General features: G+C 68.7%; 16 protein-coding genes. All 16 read left to right on the top strand.

The features are described from left to right. Positions 1–251: 251 nt before the first annotated feature. Positions 252–5,339 carry an Lhr family helicase gene (locus ACOQPE_RS03450; protein ID WP_420611347.1) on the top strand — a complete coding sequence of 1,696 codons (5,088 nt, stop codon included), beginning with the start codon at positions 252–254 and terminating at the stop codon, positions 5,337–5,339. A 75-nt stretch (positions 5,340–5,414) separates the two neighbouring features. Beyond that, the gene (locus ACOQPE_RS03445; protein ID WP_420610520.1) at positions 5,415–6,161 is read left to right on the top strand and encodes an ABC transporter ATP-binding protein; all 747 of its coding nucleotides are present in this window, start codon (positions 5,415–5,417) and stop codon (positions 6,159–6,161) included. Positions 6,162–6,164: 3 nt separating this feature from the next. After that, entirely contained in the window at positions 6,165–8,732 is a 2,568-nt protein-coding gene (locus ACOQPE_RS03440) for an ABC transporter permease (RefSeq protein ID WP_419916689.1), read from the top strand. 33 nt (positions 8,733–8,765) lie between these two features. Beyond that, positions 8,766–11,309, top strand: coding sequence for an ABC transporter permease (locus tag ACOQPE_RS03435; RefSeq protein WP_420610519.1), 2,544 nt, complete (start codon positions 8,766–8,768; stop codon positions 11,307–11,309). A 42-nt stretch (positions 11,310–11,351) separates the two neighbouring features. Beyond that, a complete protein-coding gene (locus tag ACOQPE_RS03430) occupies positions 11,352–15,035 on the top strand; it encodes an adenylate/guanylate cyclase domain-containing protein (RefSeq protein ID WP_420610518.1) in 3,684 nt (1,227 codons plus the stop codon). A 55-nt stretch (positions 15,036–15,090) separates the two neighbouring features. After that, on the top strand, positions 15,091–15,501 hold the full coding sequence (locus ACOQPE_RS03425; protein ID WP_420610517.1) for a cobalamin B12-binding domain-containing protein: 411 nt from the start codon (positions 15,091–15,093) through the stop codon (positions 15,499–15,501). Between the two features lie 76 nt (positions 15,502–15,577). Then, positions 15,578–16,429 (top strand): 3-hydroxybutyryl-CoA dehydrogenase, encoded by an 852-nt coding sequence (locus tag ACOQPE_RS03420; protein WP_420610516.1) that lies wholly within the window; start codon positions 15,578–15,580, stop codon positions 16,427–16,429. 1 nt (position 16,430) lies between these two features. Beyond that, positions 16,431–17,465 (top strand): phosphotransferase family protein, encoded by a 1,035-nt coding sequence (locus ACOQPE_RS03415; RefSeq protein WP_420610515.1) that lies wholly within the window; start codon positions 16,431–16,433, stop codon positions 17,463–17,465. Further along, the gene (locus tag ACOQPE_RS03410) at positions 17,465–19,072 is read left to right on the top strand and encodes a trypsin-like peptidase domain-containing protein (RefSeq protein WP_420610514.1); all 1,608 of its coding nucleotides are present in this window, start codon (positions 17,465–17,467) and stop codon (positions 19,070–19,072) included. The genes ACOQPE_RS03415 and ACOQPE_RS03410 overlap by 1 nt, the downstream gene beginning before the upstream one ends. Before the next feature lie 75 nt (positions 19,073–19,147). Next, a complete protein-coding gene (locus ACOQPE_RS03405) occupies positions 19,148–19,978 on the top strand; it encodes an enoyl-CoA hydratase-related protein (RefSeq protein ID WP_420610513.1) in 831 nt (276 codons plus the stop codon). Between the two features lie 79 nt (positions 19,979–20,057). Beyond that, entirely contained in the window at positions 20,058–21,731 is a 1,674-nt protein-coding gene (locus tag ACOQPE_RS03400) for an MFS transporter (RefSeq protein WP_420610512.1), read from the top strand. 48 nt (positions 21,732–21,779) lie between these two features. Continuing rightward, complete coding sequence (locus ACOQPE_RS03395) at positions 21,780–22,304, top strand: disulfide bond formation protein B (RefSeq protein WP_420610511.1); 525 nt, start codon at positions 21,780–21,782, stop codon at positions 22,302–22,304. A gap of 106 nt (positions 22,305–22,410) precedes the next feature. Continuing rightward, entirely contained in the window at positions 22,411–23,277 is an 867-nt protein-coding gene (locus ACOQPE_RS03390; RefSeq protein ID WP_420610510.1) for a DM13 domain-containing protein, read from the top strand. A gap of 128 nt (positions 23,278–23,405) precedes the next feature. Further along, on the top strand, positions 23,406–24,869 hold the full coding sequence (locus ACOQPE_RS03385) for a 4-hydroxyphenylacetate 3-hydroxylase family protein (protein WP_420610509.1): 1,464 nt from the start codon (positions 23,406–23,408) through the stop codon (positions 24,867–24,869). Then, on the top strand, positions 24,869–25,441 hold the full coding sequence (locus ACOQPE_RS03380; protein WP_420610508.1) for an amino acid synthesis family protein: 573 nt from the start codon (positions 24,869–24,871) through the stop codon (positions 25,439–25,441). The genes ACOQPE_RS03385 and ACOQPE_RS03380 overlap by 1 nt, the downstream gene beginning before the upstream one ends. Next, complete coding sequence (locus ACOQPE_RS03375; RefSeq protein WP_420610507.1) at positions 25,441–25,599, top strand: hypothetical protein; 159 nt, start codon at positions 25,441–25,443, stop codon at positions 25,597–25,599. The genes ACOQPE_RS03380 and ACOQPE_RS03375 overlap by 1 nt, the downstream gene beginning before the upstream one ends. Positions 25,600–25,601 lie beyond the last annotated feature (2 nt).

Genomic DNA, 25,601 nt, shown 5'->3' with positions numbered 1-25,601 from the left:
GGCGTTCCTGCGCGCGACCGCTGCGGAGGCGGCAGGCGCCTCAGCGACCAGCGATCCGGCAGGTCGCAACGTCGCCGATTCTCCTGCCGCCTCCGCAGCTATGGCGTCCGTTTCTTTGCGGGCGGTGTGTGCGACGCCGCGGCGGTAGAACCTTGGCGTCTGTGCCTTTCTGGGCGGTTGGTGTGACACCGGGGCGGTAGTAATGGCGCTGGATGGCTGGCGCTATTGCTGATAACGGTGCTTCTGGCCGGATGCACCCGGCGCTGGGTGCTTTTTCCGCGCCTACGGGGGAGTGGTTTGCTTCTACTTTTGCTGCTCCTACTGAGTGTCAGGTTTCTGGGTGGGAGAGCATTTCTGCGGGGCGGCATTGTCTGATTGCTGCTCCTACTGGGTCGGGCAAGACGCTTGCCGCGTTCTTGTGGGCGATCGACCGGGTGATGAGCGAGCCGGAGCCGGCGCGTGCGGAGCGCACCCGGGTGCTGTACCTGTCGCCGCTGCGGGCGCTGGCCGTCGATGTCGACAAGAACCTGCGGGCGCCGCTGGCCGGCATCAGCCTGGCCGCCGAACGGCTGGGTGTCGACGTGCATATGCCGACGGTGGGGGTGCGCACGGGCGACACCAGCGCTGCTGAACGCCGGCGGCTGGTCACCCGGCCGCCCGACATTGCGATCACCACGCCGGAGTCGCTGTACCTCATGCTGACGTCGCAGGCGCGCGAGACGCTGCGGTGGGTGCGGTGGGTGATCGTCGACGAGATCCACTCGGTTGCGGCCACCAAGCGGGGCACGCACCTGGCGCTGTCGCTGGAGCGGCTGTGCGAGTTGACGGCTGAGCCTCCGCAGCGGATCGGGTTGTCGGCCACGCAGCGACCGCTGTCGGAGGTTGCCCGCTTCCTGGGCGGCAGCGATCCCGAGCAGCCGGCGTCTCGGCATGTCGAGATCACCGATGCCGGGATGACCAAGCAGCTTGACGTGGAGGTCATCGTCGGCGTGTCCGACATGGGCGATCTGGCGGCTGCCAGTGCCGGCGCTACGCCCAATGGCGCAGTGCGTGTCGATCATGATGACGACTTCGCCGCGCCGGTGGCGGTGGCGGTGGCGCCATCAGACACGGTCGTGCCGGCAGCTCAGGCCGACCCAGCGCCGAACGAAGCGGTGCCTCCTCAGACTGCGCCCCCAGAGACGCTGACCCAGCCGGACGCGACGGCGCCGCAGACGCACTCCAACAGCATCTGGCCGGCGATTCATCCCCGGCTGCTGGAGCTTGTCTACGCGCACCGCTCCACCATCATCTTCACGAATGCGCGCCGGCTTGCCGAGCGGCTGGCCACCCGGCTGAACGAGCTGCATCTGGAGGGGCTCAACCGGGCTGCCGAAGCCGAGGGCACCTCGCCGCCGGAGGGTGCCGAGCTGGTGCGGGCGCATCACGGCTCGCTCAGCCGCGAGCAGCGACTGGGAATCGAGGACGATCTCAAGGCGGGCCGCGTGCGCGCCATCGTGGCCACCTCGTCATTGGAGCTGGGCATCGACATGGGCGCGGTCGACCTGGTGGTGCAGGTGGCGTCGCCCCCGTCGGTGGCCGCAGGCATGCAGCGCATCGGGCGGGCCGGGCACCAGGTGGGCGAGCCCAGCGTCGGCAAGATCTTTCCGCGCCACCGGGGCGATCTGGTCGAGGCAGCGGTGGTGGCGCAGCGCATGGGCACCGGCGAGATCGAGTCGATCCGCTACCCCCGTCAGCCGCTCGACGTGCTGGCCCAGCAGATCGTGGCCATGGTGGCGGTCGACGACTGGTCGGTGCCCGACCTGCTGGCGGTCATCCGGCGGGCCGCGCCCTACGAGCAGCTCAGCGAGGAGGTGTTCAGCTCGGTGCTCGATCTGCTGGCGGGCCGCTACCCGTCCGAGGAGTTCCGCGAGCTGCGGCCGCGGATCGTGTGGGACCGCACCACCGGGATGCTGCGGGCTCGCCAGGGCGCGGGCCGACTGGCGGTCACCAACGCCGGCACGATTCCCGACCGGGGCCTCTACGCAGTGTTCACCACCGACGGGTCGCGTGTGGGCGAGCTGGACGAGGAGATGGTGTACGAGGCCCGGGTGGGCGAGACGTTCCTGCTGGGAGCGTCGACGTGGCGGATCGCCGAGATCACCTTCGACCGGGTGGTGGTCACGCCGGCGCCGGGCGAGCCCGGAAAGATGCCGTTCTGGCACGGCGACAGGCCCGGCCGGCCGCTGGAGCTGGGCCGGGCGGTGGGAGCGTTCATCCGCACGATCGGTGACGAGCTGCCGGCAGATCTTGAGTCCCACCTGATGCAACTCGACGCCGAGGCCGAGCGCGCTGCTGTCATGGCCCGGCGCGGCGACGTGGATCCGGCAGGCCAGCCGTCATCGGAGACGGGCGGCGCAGCAGCGCCGCCGCGCCGGGCCTCGAAGGCAGCGGAGCCGACCGCTCGGCTCGTCGAACAGCTGCAGCGTGAGAACTGCCTCGATCGCTCGGCCGCGGTCAACGTGCTGCGCTACTTGGACGCGCAGCGGGCGGCGACCGGTGCGGTGCCCGACGACCGCACGATCGTGGTGGAGCGCTTCCGCGACGAGATCGGCGACTGGCGCATCTGCATCCTCACGCCATTCGGCGCCCGGGTGCATGCCCCGTGGGGGATCGCGCTGCAGGCCAAGCTCGCCGAGCAGGCCGCTGGCAGCCGGGAAGTCAACGGCATGGGCGGCGTCGAGCTGCTGTGGAGCGACGACGGGATCGTGCTGCGGCTGCCCGATGTCTGGTTGCCCGACGACCATGACGGCGCTGCCCCCAATGGGTCCGCGTGGGACTCGCCGGGTGCCGGCGGTACGCCCGTGCTGGATGCGACGGACTTGGCGCTCGATCCCGACGAGGTGCGCGACGCCATCGTGAGTCATCTGCCCTCGACGGCCCTGTTCGCGTCGCGCTTCCGGGAGGTGGCGGGCCGGGCGCTGCTGCTGCCTCGCCGCCGGCCCGGCGAGCGGGTGCCGCTGTGGCAGCAGCGCCAGCGCTCGGCCGGGCTGCTGGAGGTAGCGGCCAAATACCCGAGCTTCCCGATGCTGCTCGAGACGTCGCGAGAATGCCTGCAGGAAGTGTTCGACGTGCCGGCGCTGACCGAGGTGCTGTCTGACATCCGGTCGCGCAAGATCCGCATGGTCACGGTCGACACCGACGGTGCCTCGCCGATGGCACAGAGCCTGCTGTTCGACTGGATCTCGGTGTTCATGTACGGCGGCGACGCGCCGCTGGCCGAACGGCGGGCCGCTGCCCTGGCGCTCGACCGCGACCTGCTGGCCGATCTGCTCGGCGCCGAGGAGCTGCGGGAGTTGCTCGATGCGGAGGTGCTCGCCACGCTCGAGCTGGAGCTGCAGCGGTTGGCCGACGGACGCCGGGCTCGCAGCGCAGACGAGCTCGCCGACATCCTCAGCCGAGTCGGCGACCTCACCGCGCTGGAGATCGAGCACCGCTGCGAGCCGAGTGCGCCGGGCGAAGGCTGGCTGGCTGAGCTGGTGGCCGAGCGTCGTGCTGTTGAGCTGCGGGTGGCGGGCGAGACCCGGTATGTGGCGGTGGAGGACGCCGCGCGGTACCGGGATGCGCTGGGGTGCGCATTGCCCGTGGGCCTGCCCGCGGCGCTGACTGTCGACGTGCTGACGCCGGGTGCCGATCCGCTCGACGAGCTCGTGGCCCGCTTCGCATCCACGCATGTGCCGTTCGAAGCCGATGCGGTTGCCGAGCGGTTGGGCATTGCGGTTGTGCGCGTCACGGCTGCGCTCAATCGGCTCGAGACAGCCAAACGGGTGACCCGGGGAGCGTTCCGGCCCGACGGCACCAGCACCGAATGGTGCGACACGTCGGTGCTGCGAACCGTGCGAAGACGCTCGCTGGCACGGCTGCGCCGCGAGGTGGAGCCGGTGCCGCCCGAGGCATACGCGCGCTTCCTGGCGGCGTGGCACAGCATCGACCGGCCGCGACGGGGCGCCGATGCGCTCGCCGATGCCATCACGCAGCTCGCTGGTGCGCCTGTGGCCGCCTCGATCCTCGAGACCGATGTGCTGCCGGCGCGCGTCGCGCGCTACAGCAGTGCCGACCTGGATGCACTGCTGGCGAGCGGCGAGTTGGTGTGGATCGGTGCGGGATCACTCGGCCCCAACGACGGCCGCATCCGTCTCTACTGGCGCGACGAAATCGCCACCTTGGCACCGCCAACCGATGACGAGCCCGACGACCCGGTGTCAGCAGCAGTGCTCGCTCACCTCAGCGAACACGGTGCCGCCTTCTGGCCCGACCTGCTCAGTGCAGCCCACGCCGCCACCGCCGACAGCAGTCAGCAGGGTGACAGTGCGGCACTCCCCGCTGAGTCGACAGATGGTGCACCCGATGGGCGAGCGCTCGCACCGAAGTCCGCCGCCTCGGCACGGCCCACGGATCTGGCGAACCTGTCCGAGCGGGTGCTGACTGCGTTGTGGGACTTGGTGTGGGCAGGGCTGGTCACCAACGACACGCTGGCGCCGCTGCGAGCGCTCGGCCCGCGTCGCAGCGGCCGAAGCAAGTCAAGCGGCCGATCCGCTGGCGCTGGCCGAGCTACAGGCGCCCGGCAGGGTGCACGCCGGGGCCGGTCAGGCGTTTTGACCCGTTCGGGCCCGGCCCGTCGACGGCCCGGCCGCCTGCGCTCGGGCGGGCCGCCGAGCGCGGCGGGCCGCTGGTCGCTGACCTCGTTGCTGCGCGAGCCCGCGCCGTCTCCCACCGAGCGTGCGCACGGCGGCGCGCAAGCGCTGCTGGAGCGGCATGGCATCGTCACCCGCCCCGGCGTGCTGGCCGAGGGCCATCCGGGGGGCTTCGCAGCGGCCTACGGCATCCTGCGGGCGCTCGAAGAACGCGGCAGCGTGCGGCGCGGCCATTTCGTGGAGGGTCTCGGCGCGGCACAGTTCGCCACCGCCGCAGCGGTCGAGCGCCTGCGGGACTACCGCGAGAGCTCGGACGAGGTCGTGGTGCTCGGCGCGGCCGACCCGGCCCAGCCCTACGGCGCCGCACTGAGTTGGCCGCCCAGCGAGGGCCGCCCCAGCCGCACGGCCGGCGCGCACGTGGTGCTGGCTGACGGCGCGCCGCTCGTGGCGCTGGACCGCGGCGGGCGCACCCTGCACACCTTCGAGCACGCAGCAGTCGATCTGCGCTGGATCGACGCACTGCGTCGAGCACTCGCCGACGGCCGTCTTGCCAAGGTCGAGCTGGCCCGCATCGACGCTGGCCCTGCAGCCGAGCACCCGATCCACGACGCACTGATCGAGCATGGCTTCACCGCCGGATACCGAGGTCCCACGCTGCGAACCTGAGAAAAACCTGAACATGGGCGGGAGGACGGTGTGCGTAGAGTTGCGCGCTGGTCTGCAACCTCTCCGGGAGGCTTCATGTCTGTCGCGGCTCCACCCACGCATGCAGCGGCGAGAGCCGTCGCCGCCACGAAGATCTACGGCTCAGGCGACACTGCGGTGCGCGCGCTCGACGCCATCAACGTCACGTTCGAGCGAGGCCAGTTCACCGCCATCATGGGACCATCGGGCTCGGGCAAGTCCACCCTCATGCACTGCATGGCAGGGCTCGACCGGGTGACCGAAGGGCAGGTGCTCATCGGCGAGATCGACCTGTCCACCCTGTCCGAACGAGACCTCACACTGCTGCGCCGCGACAACGTGGGGTTCGTGTTCCAGGCGTTCAACCTCGTCCCCACGCTGACCGCCATCGAGAACATCATGCTGCCGATGGACCTTGCTGGCAGCCAAGGCGACACTGACTGGGTCGACGAGGTGGTCAGCGCCACCGGGCTGGCCGACCGCCTCAAGCACCGGCCCAGCGAGCTGTCGGGCGGCCAGCAGCAGCGCGTGGCGGTGGCACGGGCGCTGGCCGGCCAGCCGCAGGTGATCTTCGCCGATGAGCCCACCGGCAACGTCGATCTCAACACGGGCGCCGAGATCCTGGGCTTCATGCGCAACGCCGTGGACGAGATGGGGCAGACCATCGTGATGGTGACGCACGACGCAGTCGCGGCCTCATACGCCGATCGGGTGGTGTTCCTCGTGGACGGCAAGATCGTCGACGAGCTCGTCGACCCCACACCCGAGCGCATCCGCGCCCACATGAACCAGCTCGGCGCTTGATACATGCTGCGACTCGGCATCAAATCGCTGCTCGCGCACAAAGTCCGCTTTGCGCTGACCGCGAGCACCATCGTGATCGGCGTGGCCTTCGTGGTGGCGTCGTTCGTGACGGCCGATTCGCTGCGCTCGGGCTTCGACCAGCTCGCTGAGGACATCAACACCGGCACCGACTACACGGTGCGCGGCGAGCTGCCGTTCGGCGAGATCACCGAAGCCGTGGCACCAGCCGTATCCGCCGACCTCGTCGACGACATTGCCGCAGTGGACGGCGTGGAGATCGCCAAGGGCGGCCTGTTCGTCAACGGCGTGATCCCGGTGGACGGCAACGGCGAAGCCGTCACCACGTTCGGGCCGCCGGTGGCGGGCACCAACTGGCTCGAAGACGAGTCGCTGTCGCAGTTCTACCTGATGGAGGGCCGCTGGCCCGTCGGCATCGGCGAGTTCGCCATCGACATCACCACCTTCGAAGACGACGGCTACGACTTCGAGCTGGGCGGCACGTACCAGGTGGTCACGCCCACCGGTCCGCGTGAGTTCACCCTGACCGGCGTGGCGCAGTTCGGCTTCCCCGAGAACGCCGGCGTTGGCGCCATCTTCTCGCTGTTCGACACGGCGACAGCCCAAGAGATTCTGGGCTTCCCCGGCGAGTTCACCGTGATCAGCGTGCGGGCCGAAGCAGGGGCCGACATCGCCGAGCTGCAGACCCGCATCGAAGCCGTGCTGCCCGACGGCGTCGAGGTGATCACCGCAGCCGACTCCGAAGAGGAGTTCAGCGACGCCACCGAGACCTTCATCGGGCCGTTCCAGACGATCCTGCTGGTGTTCGCGTTCATCGTGCTGTTCGTGAGCACGTTCATCATCTCCAACACGTTCAACATCGTGCTGGGTCAGCGGGTGCGGGAGCTCTCGCTGCTGCGAGCCGTGGGTGCCACGCCCGGGCAGGTGCGCATGTCGGTGCTGACCGAGTCGGCGATCATCGGCGCAGTCGCCTCGGTGGCCGGGCTCGGTCTGGGCATGTTGGGCGCATTGGGTCTGAAAGCCCTGCTGAACTTCTTCGGGGCGTCGCTGCCTGACGGTCCGTTGCCCCTGGTGCCGCGCACCGTGCTGTGGGCCGTGGTGGTGGGTGTGGGTTTCACCGTGCTGGCGTCGCTGGTGCCGGCCATCAAGGCCTCGCGCATCTCGCCGGTGGCGGGCCTGGCCGAGGGCACGAGCAGCGACGAGGGTGCCAGCCTCGGCTGGCCCCGGTTGGCAAGCGGCGGTGTGCTGCTGGCCATCGGCCTGGTGGCGACTGGCCTCGGCCTGTTCGGCGACTTCGACGGCGCGACGCCGCAGCTCAGCACGCTCGGCGCCGGTGCCGCGGTCACCTTCGTGGCAGTCTCCGTGCTGAGCCCGCTGGTGTCGCGGGCAGTGGTGTCGCTGCTGGCGCGGCCGCTGGAGTGGATGATGCCGATCTCGGGCCGGTTGGCCCGTGCCAACGCCGCTCGCAACCCGCGGCGCACCTCCGCCACGGCGGTGGCGCTCACGATCGGCCTGGCGCTGGTGACCATGGTGTCGATCGTGGGGCAGTCGCTCAAGGTGTCCTTCGGCGACCGCCTGGCCAACGCATTCACTGCCGACTTCATCGTGACCGCCGACACGCAGGCCGGGCTGCCGAAGACGCTCAGCTCCGACATCCGCGCCGCCGGCATCGGCACTCCGGTGGGATTCGATCTCGACCTCGTGCAGATCGACATCGGCGACTCACAGGTGGAGACCCAGCTGACCGCGGCCCGCGTCAGCGACTTGGAAGCGGTGATCAACATCGATGTGATCGAGGGCAGCTTGGACGGCTTCGATCCCCAGACCGGATTGCTGATACAGAGCGACGTAGCCGCAGATGACAACCTCGGGCTCGGCGACACCGTCGAACTGACTTTCGTCAGCGGAGACCGTGCCACGGTCAGCGTCGCGGCCATCTTCGACGGCAACGGGTTCTGGAGCAGCTGGTTCATCGACAGCGCGTTGTATGACCAGTTCGCGACGACCGCGTTCGACGACGTCGTGATGGTGCAGTCGGCTATCGACGACCCCGAGGCCGCCCGCGCGGCCATCGACGACGTGCTGGACAGCTACCCGCAAGCTGTGCTCGAAGACCGGCAGGAGTTCCAGGAGAGCATCGAGTCGAGCCTGAACACCGTGCTCGTGCTGGTGAACGTGTTCCTGGGCTTCGCCCTGCTGATCGCGCTGATCGGCATTGTGAGCACGCTGACGCTGTCGGTGTTCGAGCGCATCCGCGAGATCGGGCTGCTGCGGGCGGTCGGCATGACCCGCCGCCAGATGCGGCGCATGATCCGCTGGGAGGCTGCCGCCGTGTCGCTGTACGGCGCTGTGGTGGGCGTGGTGCTGGGTGCAGCGTTCGGTATGGCCACCTCGGCGGCGATCCCCGAGGACATCATCGACACCATCGCGGTGCCCTACCTGCAGCTTTTCATCTTCCTGGTCATCTCGGTCGGGTTCGGGCTGATCGCTGCGCTGTTCCCGGCATTCCGGGCCAGCCGGATGAACGTGCTCGACGCGATCGCAGACGAGTAACGCTGGTCGGACAGGTGCGGGGCAGGTGAAGCAGTGCTGAAGCTCGCCCTGCGGAATCTGCTCGACAAGAAGATCCGCTTCGCGCTCACGACGCTGTCGGTGGTGACCGGCGTCACGTTCGTGGTGGGCACGTTCGCGCTCACTGACAGCCTGCGCTCGACCTTCGGCGACCTGGCGCAGGACATCGCTGGTGAGACCGACCTGACCGTGCGGGCCTCGCAGGAGGTCGGCAACGAAGCCGACCGCCCGACCATGCCGGATTCGCTGCTCGACGAGGTCGCTGCGATTGACGGCGTGGTCGAGGCCTCGGGCACGGTGCAGGCGCGCAACGTGGTCATCGTGGACGGCGAGGGGAATGCGATCAGGCCGCAGGGCCCGCCCGCGCTGGGGATGAACTTCTCGTCACGGGTCTTCTTCCTCATCGAGGGCCAACCGCCTGACGGGCCCGGGGAGTTTGTCGTTGACGCGACGACGGCGACGAACAACGGCCTCGAGGTCGGCGAGACCTACGACATCAACGGCCCGGTTCGCTCGCAGCCTTTCGAGCTGGTCGGCATCTTCAACTTCGGATCGCCCGACACCAACACCAGCCTCGGGCAGACGATGTCGGTGTTCGACACTGACACCGCCCAGGAGTTCCTGGGCTTCGGCGACCGGCTGGTGGAGATACGCGTGCTCGTGAACGCCGATGTCGCCGAGGTCCGCGCGGCAATCGGCGCGGCGGTGGGTGCTGACTACGAGGTGATCACCCAGGAGGTTGCCGCCGAGGAGCAGACCGAGCAGTTCCAGACTGTCCTCAACATCTTCACCTCGATCCTGCTGGTGTTCGCTTTCATCGCGGTGTTCGTGTCGGCGTTCATCATCAACAACACGTTCCAGATTGTCGTCACTCAACGGGTGCGCGAGATCGGGCTGTGGCGGGCTATCGGCGTGACGCCCAAGCAGGTGTCGCGCTCGATCGTCGTCGAGTCGGCGATCGTGGGGTTGCTCAGCACGGCCATCGGCATTGCCGTCGGCATGCTGGTCAGCCTCGTCATGCGGGCAGCGATCCGTGCGAGCGGCTTCGGCCTGCCGTCGGGGCCGCTGGTGCTGCGGCCGCGTACCGTCGTGTTGGCATTGGTGATCGGGCTCGGCGTCACGATGATCGCCTCGATCGTGCCTGCCATGCGGGCGCGCCGCATCACGCCGATTGCCGCTCTGGCGCATGACTACCGCATCGAGCGCAGCGGGTGGCGCCGGCGGGTCGCCGTGGGCGGAGCTGTCACCGCCGCGGGCGTGGTGTGCCTGGCGCTGGGCATGGCCGGCGTCGGCAGCACCGCCGCGGTGCTCGCACTGACGGGCATCGGCGCGCTCGTCACCTTCGTGGGCCTCAACGTCGCCAGTCCGGCGATTGCGCGGCCGGTGGTGCGCGTGCTGGGACGGCCCATCCAGGCACTGTTCGGGATGCCGGGCCGGCTGGCGCGCGAGAACGCCGCCCGCAACCCTCGGCGCACGGCGTCCACCGCCGGCGCCCTCATGATCGGCGTGACGCTGATGGCGACGACGTCGGTCGTCGGCGCCTCGGTGAGCAGCACCATCGCCGATGTCCTCAGCGACGCCGTGCGGGCCGACTACTTCGTCCGCAGCGAAGCATCACCGTTCGATCCTGCGACTGGCTTTCCGGCGCAGCTGCTCGACGACCTCGAAGATCGCGACGAGATCGAGAGCGTCGTCGGCTACCGGGTGGCGTTCGGCGGGATGGTCGTGGGCGGTGACAGCCGTGATGTCGTCACTGCCGATTTCGACACGGTGGAGGGCCACATGGACGGCGATGTGATCTCCGGGTCGATGACGAGCGGTGATCCACTCACGGGCATCGCGCTGCACGTCGACCCCGCCGGAGATCTCGGCGTCGCCGTCGGCGACACGCTCGAGGCGACGTTCCCCGACAACGAGACCGTCACGTTGACCGTGACAGCGATCTTCGCCGACGCGGCCATCTACGGCAACTGGCTCATCGACAACGCCTTGTGGGAGCAGCATTTCGGCCGCCGCGACTACCGCTTCGGCACTGCACTGGCTCATGCTGGCCACGCCGAAAGCAGCCAGGTCGCTCTCGCCGATGTGGTCAACCGCTATCCCGGCGTGATCGGCGAGAACCGGGTCGAGTTCCGCGAAGCCAACCAGAGCCTGGTCAACTCGATCTTCGCGGTGATCACGGTGCTGCTGGGCCTGTCGTTCGTGATCGCGCTGATCGGCATCGCCAACACGCTGGCGCTGTCGGTGTTCGAGCGCACCCGTGAGATCGGCCTGCTGCGAGCCGTGGGCATGACCCGGCGCCAGCTGCGTCGGGCCGTGCGGTGGGAAGCGGCGATCGTCGCCACGTTCGGCGGCCTGATGGGCGTGGTAGTCGGCACCGTGCTGGGCGTGGCCGGTTCGCTGGCCACGCCAGACTCGTTCATCACCACCGTCGATGTGCCCTACGCAACGCTGGCCGTCTACATCGTGGTTGCGGGGCTGGCGGGTCTGCTGGCAGCAGTGCTGCCGGCCCGCCGCGCCGGGCGCATGGAGATCCTGGACGCGATCGCCCACGAATAGCGGGTTTCAGCCTGTTCCGGGCGTCGTTTCTAGAATGCCGCGATGAAGTGTCCTGCGTGCGCCACCGAGGTCCCGCAGGGCGCACGCTTCTGCCATACCTGCGGCAACCTGCTCGTCTCGACCGAGGAGCGCCGCGTCGTCACGGTGCTGTTCGCCGACCTGGTCGGGTTCACCTCCATGAGCGAGGCCGCCGACCCCGAAGAGATCAAGCATCTGATCGACCAGTGCTTCCAGCGGCTCGTGGCCGACGTGACCGCGTTCGGGGGCACGGTCGACAAGATCATCGGCGACGCGATCCTGGCGCTGTTCGGCGCGCCGACGGCGCACGAAGACGACCCTGAGCGGGCGCTGCGGGCCGCCTTCCGCATGCAGCGCTCACTGGAAGCCTTCAACGCCGAGCGCAATCTCGATCTGCGGATCCGCATCGGCATCAACACCGGCGAGGTGCTGGTGGGAGCGCTGCGAGCCGGCGGCGACTACACCGCCATGGGCGACACGGTCAACATCGCGAGCCGCTTGGAGACGCTGGCCGAGGCCGACGAGGTGCTGGTGGGCCCGACGACGCAGGCGGCCACGGTCGGCATCGTCGACTACACGCCCCGGGGCGAGATCGGCCTGCGCGGGCGTGACGAGCCCGTGCCCGTCTTCCTGGCCAGCGGCGAGCTGGCGCCGCCCGGTCGCCACCGCAGCGCCACGATCTCGCCGCTGGTAGGGCGCGATCTCGAACATGCCCTGCTGGAGACCGCGATCGACACCGCAGTGGCCCGCCGCCGCGCGGGGCTGTGCCAGATCGTGGGCGAGGCCGGCATGGGCAAGACGCGCCTCGCCCGGGAAGCCGCGCACGGCGCCACCGAACGCCACGACGCGATGGTGCTCGAGAGCATGGCGCTGCCCTACGACGAGACCAACCCGCTGCGCTGCCTGGGCGATGCCATCGCGACCGCAGCAGGGGTGAACGCCGGCGACTCGACCGTGCAGGCCACCCGGCGCATCTCGTCGCTGGTGGCCGACGTGCTGCGGCCCACGAACAACAACGGCGAGAGCCAGATCGTCAACTACGAGGAGATCGACGAGATCACCGACGTGGTGCTCGCCGTGCTGGGCCGGGTGGGCAGCGGCGACCCCGCCGAGATCGAATGGCGCGCCGAGGCCACCTTCCGCTCCCTGCGCCGCTTCCTGGGAGCGATGACGCGTCGCCAGCCCGTCGTGCTGCTGCTGAGCGACGTGCACTGGGCCGAAGAGCGGCTGCTCAGCGTGCTCGAGCAGCTGCTGGCAGCACTGGCCAACCAGCCGTTCGTGGTCATCACCACGGCCCGCTGGAACGTCGACGAGCAGCGCTGGACGGTGCCGCCGGGCCGCCACAGCACGGTGGTGCTGAACCTGGATCCGCTGAGCCGCGAGGCCACCGCCGAGCTGGCCGCCGAGCTGCTGGGCGGCAGCGCTCCCGCCTATCTGGCCGATCAGCTCTACGAGCGCAGCGGCGGCAACCCGTTCTTCCTCGAAGAGATGTGCGTGCTGCTGCGGGAATCGGGCGTGGTGGGTCCTGGTGCTCGCCCGGATCACGAGGAACGATCGCTGGCCGAGATGCCCGACACGCTGCGCGGACTGGTTGCGGCCCGTCTCGACACGCTGAGCTCGCCCGAGCGGCGGCTGGTGGACGCCGCATCGGTGCTCGGCGGCGGCGGCTCGACCAGCGAGCTGCTGGAGATGACGGCGGCCACCAATCCCGACACCAGTGCCGAGAGCGACTCCGCCACCTTCCAGCGGCTGGTCGACAAGGACATCTTCACCAGCGAGGCCGATGTCTGGACGTTCCGCAGCGACGTGGTGCGCGACGTGGCCTACAGCATGCTGACCAAGACCGACCGGGCCGAACGGCATCTCGACGTCGCGCTGTGGCTGGCGCAGAACCGCGACGACCCTGCCAGCGACTCGGTGGGCGTGATTGCGGATCACTTCGCCTCGGCGGTGGAGATGGGTGCCGACGCCGGTCAGTCCGGAGCCAGCAAGACCGCTGCAGATCCTGAGTCGTTCGAGGGCGGCATGACCGAGGTGGCCATCGAGTGGCTGGGCCGTGCCGGCAAGTGGGCCGCGGCCCGAGACAGCCACTACGCCGCGGCGCAGTTCTACCGGCGTGCCATCGAGATGCTCGGCGATGCCGACCCGCGCCTCATCGACATGGCGCTGGGCCGGGCGGCGGCACGCCTGCGGCTGGGGGAGCTGCACGGCGCCCATGCCGACGCCGAGCTGGCCCGAGCGCTCGCAACGCTGAACGGCAACCGGCTCGCTGCGGCTCATGGGCTGCGGGTGCTGGGCGAGGTGGCGCTTGCCGGCGACGAGCACGCGGCGGCCGACAAGCTGCTGGCCGACGCGCTCGACCAGTTCCGCACGCTGGGCGAGGTGCGCGAGGCGGCCGAGTCGCTGCGGCTGCGGGGGCTGGCCTCGCTGCGAGCCGGTGAGTACGCCCGGGCCGACCGTTACATCAACGAGGCCAACGGCACGTTCGGGCACCTGGGCGACGAGAGCGGCGTGGCGTGGTGCTTGCAGAATCTGGCGTGGCTGTCGTTCGAGCAGGGCTTGATCGACGAGGCCGGCGATCGCATCACCACCGCCATCGAACGGTTCGGCGATCTGGGCGACACGGTCGGCTTGGCGACGGCGGAAGGGCTGCTCGCGTTCCTGCGCTTCCATGCCGGGGATCGTGACGAGGCCGAGGAGCTGGCCACGTCGGTGCATGCCATCGCCCACGAGCGGGGCGAGCGTTTCACCGAGGCCATGATGGACCTGCTGCTGGGGTCGCTCAGCCTGTGGTCGGGCCGGGCCGCGGATGCCGTCGAGCGGGCCAAGGCTGCCGAGCAGGTGTTCCGCGACGTGCACAGCGATTTCGGCGAGGTGCAGGCGATGGGGCTGCTGGGCCGGGCGTACGCGGCCGTCGGCGAGCTGCAGCGCAGCCGGGCGATGCTGGCCGAATGCCTGCAGCGGGCCAACGACATGCCGGGCCAGCCGCTGGAGGGATTCGCCCGGGCGGTGCGGGCCGGTGCCGCGGTGCAGATGGGCCAGCCCGAGATGGTCAGTGAGGATCTGGCCCGTGCCGGCTGGGAGCAGCCGGCTGATCAGCGGCCGCGCGAGCCGGGACGGGGCCCCGACCAGACCGCAGTGATCGGCCAGCGTGATCTCGACGTCTCGCTGGGGCTGGCGCTGGCGCAGCTCGGCCAGGCGGAGGACGCCATTGCTGCGCTCGAGGCCGTTCCCACTGCGGATTTGCCGTCGACCTACCTGCACTCGTGCCTCGCCATCGCCTATGCCACCGCCGGACGCACGGTGGACGCACTCGAGCAGTCGCGCTTCGCCATGGCGAGCGGCACCGGCACCTACGTCGACGTGCGCAATGCCCTGGTGGCACGGGCGCTGGCGCACGCCCGTGACGCCGACCTGCCGGCGATGGAGGCGGCGTTCGAGCAGGTGATGATCCTGACCGAGGCCACCGACAGCCGGCTCAGCCAGACCGTGGTGCGGCTGGCCCGTGCCATCGGTCATGAGTGCTTCGATGCGCCCGACACTGCTGCGCTGCGGTCGGAGGCGGAGGTGGGGATCGCGCAGCTCGGGGCGCGCCCGACGGGCTGGGAGACGGCGTTCCGGCTTGCCGCCGGCTTGGAGGCCGCGGCGCCGGTCATCACCGGTCCGCTGCCCGAGGCCATTCCGTTCCCCGGACTGATGGACAGCTAGCCGGCAGGGCAGATCGGCACGGCAGATCAGCAGGGCAGGCCGGTAATCTCGGCCCGTGTCACGGGTGCTGATTGCCAAGCTCGGTCTTGACGGGCATGACCGCGGCGTCAAGGTGGTGGCCCGGATGCTGCGCGACGCCGGCTTCGAGGTGATCTACACCGGGCTGTTCCAGACGCCCGAGAGCGTGGTGGCCGCTGCCATCGACGAAGACGTGGACGCCATCGGGGTGTCGATGCTGTCGGGTGCGCATGAGGCGCTGATGCCGCTGGTCGTCGAGCGCCTGCGCGAGGCCGGCGCCGAGAGCATCCCGGTCATCCTGGGCGGCATCGTGCCCGACGGCGACCTCGAAGCCATGGAGCAGGCGGGCGTGGCGGCAGTGCTCACGCCCGGTGCCACCGCCGACGAGGTGGTGGCTGCTGTGCAGGGCGCCATTGACCGATCCCGGAGCACGCCGGCCGAATCCTGAGACTGGGCCCCGGCCACGGAGTCAGCGGGCCTCGACGGGTAGATTGCCCACGGCGTCGAGTTGAGGGCAGGGGCTCATGGACAAGATCGGTGTGGTGGGCTGCGGCCTGATGGGGTCGGGCATCGCCGAGGTTGCGGCCCGCAACGGGTGCGACGTGAAGATCGTGGAGGTCAACGAGGATGCGCTGGCCGCCGGCATGGCCCGCATCGAGAAGAGCCTGAACCGGGCCGTCAACGCCGGCAAGCTCGACGAATCGGGGCGGGAATCGGCGCTGGGCGCCATGTCGTTCGGCGTGGATCTCGACGAGCTGGCGGATCGTGAGTTCGTGATCGAAGCGGTGGTCGAGTCTGAGCCGGCCAAGCTGGAGGTGTTCGGGCGGCTGTCGAAGGTGCTCGACGATCCGGCGGCAGTGATGGCGTCGAACACGTCGGCCATCCCGATCATGAAGCTGGCCATGGCCACCGATCGGCCGTCGCAGGTCATCGGCATGCACTTCTTCAATCCGGTGCCGGTGATGGGGCTGGTGGAGGTCATCTCGTCGCTGCTGACCGCTGAGGAGACGGCAGAGCGCTGCCGGTCGTTCGCCTCTGAACGGCTCGGCAAGCGGGTGGTCGACAGTCAGGACCGAGCGGGGTTCGTGGTGAATGCCCTGCTGATCCCCTACATCCTGTCGGCCATCCGGATGCTCGAATCGGGCTTCGCTTCGACCGAAGACATCGACGCCGGCATGGTGCTGGGCTGCAACCATCCGATGGGCCCGCTGGCCCTGTGCGACCTGATCGGCCTCGACACGACGCTGGCGGTGGCCGAGTCGCTGTATGAGGAGTTCCGCGAGCAGCTCTACGCCCCGCCGCCGATGCTCAGCCGCATGTGCGACGCCGGGCTGCTCGGGCGCAAGACCGGCCGGGGCTTCTACACCTACGGCTGACATGTCGGCTGACGGTGAGGTGCCGACGGGCATCGATGCCCCTGCGGTCAGCGAGTGGTTCGCCGCTCATGTGCCGCAGGCTGCTCAACCGCTGCGTTTCGAGCTGATTGCCGGCGGGCATTCGAACCTGACCTACCGGGTGCACTGCGGCGACGGCTCGTCGGTGGTGCTGCGGCGGCCGCCGCTGGGCCATGTGCTGGCCACGGCGCACGACATGGGCCGGGAGCACAAGATCATCTCGGGTGTGGGGCAGACCGAGGTGCCGGTGCCCCGGGCGATCGCGCTGTGCGCGGATGAGACCGTGAACGAGGCGCCGTTCTATGTCATGAGCTACGAGGAGGGGGCGGTGCTGCATTCGGCTGATGAGTCGGCGCTGGTGCCTGACGGCGAGCGTGTGCCGCTGAGCCGCCGGGTTGCTGATGTGCTGGCCCTGCTGCATGCGATCGAGCCCGACGATGTGGGGCTCGGCGATCTGGGGCGGCGGGAGGACTACCTGGGGCGGCAGCTGCGTCGCTGGAAGCGCCAGTGGGAGCAGTCCAAGACTCGTGAGCTGCCGATCATGGATGAGGTCGCTGCGGAGCTGGAGGCTCGCAAGCCTGAGCAGGTCGGCTCGGCGATCGTCCATGGCGATTACCGGCTGGGGAACATGTTGTCGGGTTCCGGCGACATCGTTGCGGTGCTCGACTGGGAGCTGTGCACGCTCGGCGACCCCATGGCCGATGTGGGCTACCTGATGAACAACTGGGTGTCGCCCGATGAGGTGTCGGCGGGCTCCTCGGCGCCCACGCAGGCGGGCGGGTTCGCTTCCCGCAGCCAGATGCTGGATTGGTATGCCGATGCGTCGGGGCGCGACCTGTCGCAGGTCGACTACTACCGCGCGTTCTCGTACTGGCGTCTGGCTGCTATATCGGAGGGCGTGCTCAACCGGTACCTGCGTGGCGTGATGGCTGACACCGAGGAAGCCGACACCGATCAGTTCCGTGAGAACGTCGATTTCTTGTCGACCAGCGCAGCCGAACGCCTCGCCGTTCGCTGATGGCTGAACCGGATCTGCCCGTCGAACCAGCAGACGAGACGGCAGCTTTCCCCGTGGAGGAGGCAGGTCTGGAGATCGCGACCGAGTCGTCTGAATCAAGGCGGCCGGGGTGCCTGCTGGTCGGTATTGCGGGGGCTGTGGGGGCGCTCATCGGGGCGCTGGTGGCCGGGCTGCTCCTGGTCATCGTGCTCGCCGGCGACGACGGTCCGGACACTGCCGCGCCGACGGCGCCGGCTTCCCCGGAGGCGTCGGAGCCCGAGGACGACACGCAGGCATCTTCTTCTTCGCAGCCGGAGTCGCCGGCGCCGACGGTGGCGGTGCCGGTAAGCAACGAGAGCGAGGCGAGCGACGTGCAGCCGCCCGAGGGATCCACGGGCGATGCCGACTTCTGGAGCCAGGTGCTCGCCAATTCCAATCTCTTCGGCGCCGCACCCGGCGACTCCGGCGCCAGCTCGGGGCCCGTCGATCTCGACCCGGACACGCTCGCTGAGGCGTGGGCGCGCATGCTGGCCGGCGAATCGGACCAGCCGGGTTCGCCGCTCGGAAGCCGCATCGAAGGCATCAACGTCAAGGCGGTGCTCGAAGAGGTGCAGGAGGCGGTGGTGATCGTCAAGGTCACCGCCGAGGAGGGCGAGAGCAGCGGTTCCGGCTTCATCGTGACGCCGCAGGGACACATCGTGACCAATGCGCATGTGGTCGAGGCAGCGACCACGGTGGCTGTGCGGTTGTTCGGCGGGGAGCTCCTGCCGGCGGAGGCGATGGCCGTCGACCCGGAGCGAGATCTTGCGATCCTGAAGGTCGAACGTGACGAACTGCCGACCGTGCGGCTGGGCTCCACCGACGGCGTCGAGGTGGGCGACGAGGTGATTGCCATTGGCAATGCGCTCGACATCATCGGCGAGCCGACGGTGACGTCGGGCATCGTGTCGGGCCTGGATCGCTACCTCGAGTTCCCAGACGGCAAGCGGTTGGTGCGGCTGATACAGACCGACGCTGCGATCAATCCGGGCAATTCGGGCGGGCCGCTGGTGAATGCTGCGGGCGAGGTGATCGGCGTCAATACGGCGATCCAGGCTGCCTCGTCGAGCATTCGCGGCATCGCCGAGGGCATCGGCTACGCCATCTCGATTGACCATGCCCGTCCGATCATCGATCAGCTGCTTGAGGGCGTTGTGCAGGCCAAGGCGTATCTGGGCGTGCGGATCGTGTCGGTGGAGGATTTCATTGGTTCGAGAGTTCCTGAAGAACCTGATGAATCCGATGATCCGGGCGGAGAGCTTGGCGACGGCGGCCCGGAGACCGTGGAGCCGGGGCCGGATCCCGACGACGAGTTCGCCGGCATCGAGCTGCTGCCGGAGGTCACCTTTGGAGCGCTGGTGGTGGGCGTCGAGGCCGGCGGGGCCGCCGATCGGGCGGGCATCGAGCCCGGTGATGTGATCGTCGGCTTCGAGGGCGTGGAGATTCGCACGAGCAACGACCTCGTGGTGGAGATTCTGGCGAGGCTGCCGGGGGATCAGGTCGAGATCGGTGTGATCGGCAACGACGGCAAACTCAGGCAGGTCCAGGTGGAGCTGGGTTCGTTCGTGCCCGACGACGCCGAGGGGTGATCCGGCGCGTGTCACAGCGGTTCGCGATACTGCGGGGGCTGGCTGCCGACTCAACACATCCGCAAGGAGAAAATGATGGCTGACCGAATCTTCGATACGGGGACCGACGACATTGCTGTCGAGATCACCGACGGCGTGATGACCGTCACGCTGAACCGTCCTGACCGTCGCAATGCGATGTCGACGCCGATGATGGAAGGCTTGGTCGCGGCGCTTGCCGATGCCGAGACGGCTTCCGATGTGGGGGCGCTGGTGCTGACCGGTGCGGGCGGTGCGTTCTGTGCCGGCGGCGATGTGAAGGGCATGGCTGCGGCCGGCGGCGAGGGCGGCGGCAGCCCGCTGCAGTACGACGCCCGGGTGCACAATCAGCGCCGCAGCCAGCGGGACACCTCCGGGAAGCTGTACGAGATGCCCAAGCCGACCATTGCGGCGCTGCCGGGGGCGGCTGCTGGGGCGGGCCTGTCGCTGGCGCTGGCGTGCGACCTGCGGTATGCGGCGCCCAACGCGATCATGACCACGGCGTTTGCCCGGGTGGGGTTCAGCGGCGACTACGGCGGTACGTGGTTCATGTCGCGGCTGATCGGCTCGGCCAAGGCGCGTGAGCTGTACTTCCTGTCCGACCGGGTCGATATGGATCAGGCGGTGTCGCTGGGCCTGGTGAACGGCGTGTTCCCCGCGGAGAGCCTGATGGACGAGGTGGGAGCGGTCGCAAGGCGGCTGGCCAACGGCCCGACCGTGGCGTACCGGTACATGAAGGAGAACCTGAACCGGGCAGTTCACGGCGACATGGGCGAGTGCCTCGACATGGAAGCGGCGCACCACATCCATACCGGCCAGACCGACGACCACAAGGAAGCGGCGCAGGCATTCGTGGAGAAGCGCGAGCCGGTGTTCCACGGTCGTTGATCCTGACGGCGAGTCCATCTTCTAACGGACATTCGATTTCTGCGATTGGCGGCTCGGGCTGAGCCGTACGCTGGTACGGATGCGGAACGAGGTCGAGCCAGTTCAGGTTGATCTGGCGCGCGTGCCGCAGGTTGCACGAGCTGGGTCAGACGCTCCGGCTGAGTCGGGTGAGCCGGTGGGTTCCCGAGTCAGGGCGGCGGGTACCCCGGTTATCGAGCGTCGCGATGTCGAGACGGGTCTGCAAAACGGCCTGGCCACGGCACCCCGTTCCGCTACGGCGACTCGTTCGGCCGCTGCGATTCGTCCGGCCACGGCAGCTCCTCCCGTCCCCGCTGCAGATCGTCGGGTTCCTGCGGCGCCTTCGCAAGTTCGCGAAGCGGTGTCGGGGCGGGCCTGGCGGGCGCTCACAGTCGCTTCGTTAGGAACCGTGCTGGTCGGTTTCAACAGCACGGCCTCCAACCTGGCGCTGGACTCGATCCGCGACAGCTTCGCCGGCGCATCGGCAGCCGACGTGGGCTGGGGCATCGCCGGGTTCATGATCGGCACGGCTGCGTTTCTGCCGCTTGCCGGACGTCTCGCCGACAGGATCGGCCGCAAGCGCATCTTCCAGATCGGGCTTGCGCTGTTCGCGCTGTCTGCGGTGTTCTCCGCCATCGCGCCCACGGTGTGGACGTTGAACATGGCCCGAGTGCTGCAGGCAATCAGCGGTGCAGCGATCCTGCCGGCGTCGCTGAGTCTTGTGCTGCCGTTGTTCCCCGAGTCGAGACGAACGACCGCGGTTGGGCTGTGGTCGGCTTCGGGGCCGCTGGCCGCCGCGATTGCACCGCAGGTGTCCACGCTGATGCTGGCGGCAGCGGGTTGGCGCGTGCTGTATTTCGTGAGCGCTCCGATTGCTGCGTTGCTGTTCGTCGTGGGCTGGCGCGTACTGCGAGAACAGCCGACACCGCCGAGACACCAGCGGCTCGACATCGTGGGAGCGACCGCCGGCACGGTGGCACTGCTGGCAATCGTGACGCCGCTCATGCAGGGCAGGGACTGGGGCTTGCTCTCACCTGTCGCACTGGCACTCGGGGGCGTCGGTGTGGTGGCGCTCGCGATCTTCGTCTTCAACTCACTGCGCCATCAGGAACCGTTGCTGAACCTGCACCTGTTCCGTCGGCGCAACGTGTGGGTGACGCAGCTGGCCAACTTCCTCGTCGGCCTCTCGTCGCAGTCGCTGTGGCTGCTGTGGCCGTTGTTCCTGCTCAACGTGTGGAGCTACGGCGTCGCAAAGGTCGGATTGGCGCTGACGCTCGGGCCGATCGCCGCGGGCTTCTCCACCATCACCTTCAGCCGCTTGGGCGAACGCTGGAATGCGGTCGGCTTCTGCCGGACCGGCTCGGCGATGCAGATCGCCTCCGTCGGTTGGATGGTGCTGACGTTGGGGACCACGCCGAGCTACTGGTTCGTCATGGCGCCCAGCATCGCCCTGTTCGGCTTGGGCTGGGGCATGTGCGTGCCGTTGCTCAACAGCGTGGCGCTCAAAGCGGTGCCCGAGAAGTACTTCGGGGAAGTCAGCGGGCTGTTCAACACCTTGCGCTACGCATCCGCGGCGATCGGCATAGCGGCGCTCTTTGCGGTGCTCACCGAAGACTCCGGTGCGGCTTCGCTGATCTACTACCAGCGGGCCCTCGTGCTCTTCCTGATCGCCGCCTGCGTGGGCTTCGCGTCGCTGTGGATTCCGATGAGTCGGCCTGGCCAGTCAGATCGCTAGCCGATTCGCGTTGATGCCGGGCGCGTGCGTCTGGCACGCTGAGCGACGGTGTCGTTGGATCAGATGCTCCGGCTGTTCGCGGTGGCTGCGCTGGCGTGCAATGTCGCGACGCTGAGTCTGGCGGTAGTGCGGCGCCGTGGCCGTGATTCGGCCGGGCGTGGAGCGGTCAGCGCTCGAGCGCTCGTGAGCGTTGCGGCACTGCTGGCTGTGGGTGCCACGCTGGGTTCGCTGTACCTGTCCGAGATTGCGCATCTGGAGCCGTGCCGGTGGTGCTGGTTCCAGCGCATCGCCATGTACCCGCTCGCACTGGTGCTGGTGGTGGGCTGGTTGCGGCGGGACCGTGGGGTTCACCTGTACGGGCTGCCGATGTGCCTGGCGGGCGCTGCGATGTCGACGTGGCACTACCTGCTGCAGCACTTTCCGGATCTCGAGGGCGCCACGACGTGCAGCATCACGAGCCCGTGCGCCGTGCGGTACGCGTGGGAGTTCGGGTTCGTGTCGATCCCCTACATGGCCGGCAGCGTGTTCGTGCTCGTCGGTGTGCTGCTGAACCTGTCGCGCCACCGAGCCTGACGTTGCCGTTCGCCATCAGTTGCCTCGGCGAACTCAGAGTTCGTGAACATGAGTCGGTCCGCTGTGCTCCTACGGTGTGCACCATGAATATGAATGCGACCGAGCAATGAGACGGCTGCTCGGCAAGCTCATTCCTCGATCCACTGGTGGGCGCTGGGCGGCAGGCCTCGGCGTTGCCGGTGTGATCGGGGTCGGCATCTACCTGGTGTTCTTCGTCTTTGCGTTCCATCTGATCTTCGTGGACGAGGTGGTCGACGAGGCGGGCCCCGAGTTCGCCGTCGAGGTTGACATCGACGAGCTGATTAGCGAGGCGCTCGAGGCCGGTCCCGTAGCGACGACGGCTGCCGTCGCCGAGACCGGCAGCGATGACCAGCCCGCCGACCAGTCGATGTCGGTGGGTGAGCATGATGCTGACACTGACGCATCAGACGGGTCAGCCGGTTCGGCGGAGACTGACGGTTCAGCGGGGTCTGCTGGAACCAGCGAGTCCGCCGAGTCTGCCGAGACTGACGCATCCGGTGAGCCCAGCGAGCCCGCTGAGTCTGACGCGTCCGCCGGTTCCGACGGGTCCACTGAGTCTGCCGAGTCCAGCGATTCTGGGGAATCAGGGGAGACCGAGGATCAGGGTGTGCGGGTGGCCTACGTGGGGAGCTTCGGGCCCCGGTCGCACCCGGCCGAGGGCACGGCGGTGGTGCTCACCGACGGCACGCAGACGTTCCTGCGGTTCGACGACGACTTCGCCACCGACAACGGCCCGGACCTGAACGTGTACCTGCACACTGCGGGTCCGGACGCATCGGTCGATGATCTTGTGGGCGACTTCATCGACCTGGGCGACCTGAAGGGCAACATCGGGGCGCAGAACTTCGTGATTCCCAGCGACGTCGATCTCGACCGCTACAGCACGGTGTCGGTCTGGTGCGTCCGGTTCCGCGTGGTCTTCGGTACCGCTGCGCTCGCGCCGATGAACTAGACAACCGCGCGGGCCGCGTGAGCCACCGTCTCGCCCTGTGCGTTCCGGTCGAACTCGCGTCACTCGCAGGCCGCTCGGGCCGCATGGGCCACGGTTATGCCATTCGGCCGAGCCTCTAAGGTCCGGGCATGATGGCGGGGGCGGTCAAGGACGGGCAGGCCCATTTGGCTGCGCTCGACACTGACCGAGCGGTCTTCCTGGACGGCGAGCTGATCTCCCGGGTCGCAGAGCATCCTGCGTTTGCCGAGAGCTGCCGGGCGATCGCGGGCCTGTACGACTTCCAGGCCGCGAATCATGAACTGATGACGTTCGACGTCGGCGACGGCCGTCGGGCCAACCGGGCGTGGCAGATGCCTCGCTCGTATAGCGATCTGGTGGCCAAGCGCCAGGCCATGACGGCGTGGGCTGAGCTGCATGCGGGCTTCATGGGCCGCTCGCCGGACCATCTGGCGTGCGCCGTGTCGGGGCAGCTCATGGCCCTCGAGTTGTTCGAAGAGCACAACCCCCGCTGCGCCAAGGCCTACTGGGACTACTACGAGTGGGCCCGGGCCAACGACATCTTCCTCACCTACGTGATCATCAACCCACAGGGCGACCGGTCCCGGGCGTGGGGCGATCAGGCCAAGCAGATCAGCACCCACATCGTCGACGAGGGGCCGGACGGGCCGACGGTGCGTGGAGCCAAGATGCTGGGGACCGGCTCGATCATGGCCGAGGAGGTCTTCGTCGCGAACCTGCAGCCGCTTCAGGCCGGCGAGGAGGATCTGGCCATCTCATTCGCCCTGCCGCTCGACACGCCGGGCATCAAGATCGTGTCGCGCAAGAGCTTCGAGCAGCATGCAGTCAGCCCGTTCGACAATCCGCTGTCACACCGGTTCGACGAGAACGACGCCATCATCTACTTCGACGACGTGACGGTGCCCTGGGAGCGGGTCTTCGTGTACCGCGACGTCGACATGTGCCGGCGGCAGTTCCATGACACGCCGGGGCACGTGTACCAGAACTACCAAGCGCAAGTTCGTCTGGTGGTGAAGCTCCGGTTCCTGCTGGCGGTAGCCCGGCGCCTTACCGAGACCATCGGCACGCTGAACATGGTGCAGGGGAAGCTGGGCGAGCTGGCCGCCCGGGTGGCCTCGATCGAGGGTCTGCTGTTCGGCATGGAGGCCAGTGGATGTCGTATGGGCGAGTACTACGTGCCCAACCGGCACCTGCTGTATTCGGCGCAGGTCACCACCCAGGCGTTGTACCCGCAGCTGATCACCGAGATCCGGGAGCTGGCCGGCGGCGGGCTGATCATGCTGCCGTCGTCGGCGGCCGACCTGTCCAGTGATGAGGTGGCGTCGGTGCTCGACAGCACGCTGGTGTCGGCTCGTGAGGGCGAGGGGGCCTACGAGCGAATGAAGTTCCTGAAGCTGGCCTGGGACGCCGTCGGCTCGGAGTTCGCCAGCCGCCACACCCAGTACGAGATGTTCTACGCCGGCGCCCAGTTCGTGACCCAGGGCCACAGCTTCCGCACCTACGACTGGGAGGGTGCCGACCGGCTGCTCGAGGCGATGCTCGAAGGCAACGACGCCGACTGGAAGGGACGCTGATGGAGATTCGCAAGATGCTGACCTATGTCGAGGACACGCGCAGCGAGGCCGGCGAGGCGGTCGATCCGGTGCTGCGCAAGGTGGCGGTGGTGGCGGTCGTCCGCAACGAGTACGCCGGTCGTCATGTCGACGATCTGTCGCCGTACTACGAGGCCAGCGTCGAGATCGGCAACGAGATCGCCGGGCTGGCGGTGGAGCAGATGAAGCCGTACTCGATCGAGAGCTACGGCAAGGCGGCCATCGTGGGCCTCGACGGCGAGCAGGAGCACGGCGTGGCGCTGCTGACGACGCCGTACGGCAACGTGCTGCGCGAGGCAGCTGGCGGCGGCGCGGCCTGGATCTCCTCGGCGACCAAGCGTGCGCAGCCCGGGGCGTCCATCGACATTCCGCTCGCGTACAAGGATGCGTTGTATGTGCGCTCGCACTACGACGCCATGAGCATCACCTTGCACGACGCCCCGCTGTCCGACGAGATCGCCGTGATCTGCTGCTTCGCCAACCGTGGCCGGCCCCACCACCGAGTCGGCGGCCTCAGCATCGACGACGCCACCGGCGAGGACGGTCTGACCTGATGCCGGCAGATCCGATGCCGACCCCTGCCACCGTCGGCACTGCTGCGATCTGCGCGATGGCGGTGCTCTGCTGTCTTGCTGACCGTGGCCGCCCGCACCACCGAGTCGGCGGCCTCAGCATCGACGACGCCATCGGCGAGGACATGATCGGGGGCTGAGC

The sequence above is a fragment of the Candidatus Poriferisodalis sp. genome (assembly GCF_965219595.1).
Taxonomy (GTDB): domain Bacteria; phylum Actinomycetota; class Acidimicrobiia; order Acidimicrobiales; family Poriferisodalaceae; genus Poriferisodalis.
This window is presented reverse-complemented; position numbering and strand designations above follow the sequence as displayed.